Here is a 650-nt window from a genome sequence, read left to right as displayed (position 1 = left end):
GCGCAGTTTCCCACCTGCTTCCAGTTCATAGCGACAATACAATGTCGTGGTCCTACAACCCCATAATTGCCGTAACAACTATGGTTTGGGCTCTTTCGTGTTCGCTCGCCACTACTTACGAAATCATTATTATTTTCTCCTCCTACGCTTACTTAGATGTTTCAGTTCGGCGCGTTCGCGTATTATACAACTAGTCTTCTACTAGCTAGGTTGCCCCATTCGGAAATCTACGGATCAAATCACATTTGCTAATCCCCGTAGCTTATCGCAGCTTATCACGTCCTTCATCGCCTCTGAGAGCCTAGGCATCCCCCGTGTGCCCTTTGTTACTTTCTTCAAATCCTCTTCCGCTTTTGCTCGGAAGGGACGATTTTTCTATACAACTCCGAAAAGTTGCACAGATATGCTCTGTTGTTTCTTTTCTTGTGTCTTCTTTCTCTCAATATGTCAAAGAACGTTTTTTCAAAGTTGGAAGTATGAATTCAGAAGTGAGAAATATATAGCGAACTATATGATTTTCTAACTTTTGACTTATAACTTCCTACTTAAAAATAGTGGAGAATAACGGAGTCGAACCGTTGACCCCCTGCGTGCAAGGCAGGTGCTCTAGCCAGCTGAGCTAATTCCCCGTGGTATTATAAGTTTGTATC

Annotated in this window: 1 tRNA gene and 1 rRNA gene; both read right to left on the bottom strand. The window is 42.9% G+C overall.

Annotation, left to right across the window (positions count from 1 at the left end):
• A 23S ribosomal RNA gene (locus GKO22_RS16615) occupies positions 1-336 on the bottom strand; the annotation flags it as partial.
• A 219-nt stretch (positions 337-555) separates the two neighbouring features.
• Positions 556-629, bottom strand: a tRNA-Ala gene (locus GKO22_RS16510).
• Positions 630-650: the final 21 nt, after the last annotated feature.

This window comes from Sphingobacterium chungjuense (assembly GCF_011316935.1).
Lineage (GTDB): Bacteria > Bacteroidota > Bacteroidia > Sphingobacteriales > Sphingobacteriaceae > Sphingobacterium > Sphingobacterium chungjuense.
The sequence above is the reverse complement of the archived record's forward strand: the minus strand, read 5'-3'. Positions and strand labels throughout refer to the sequence as shown.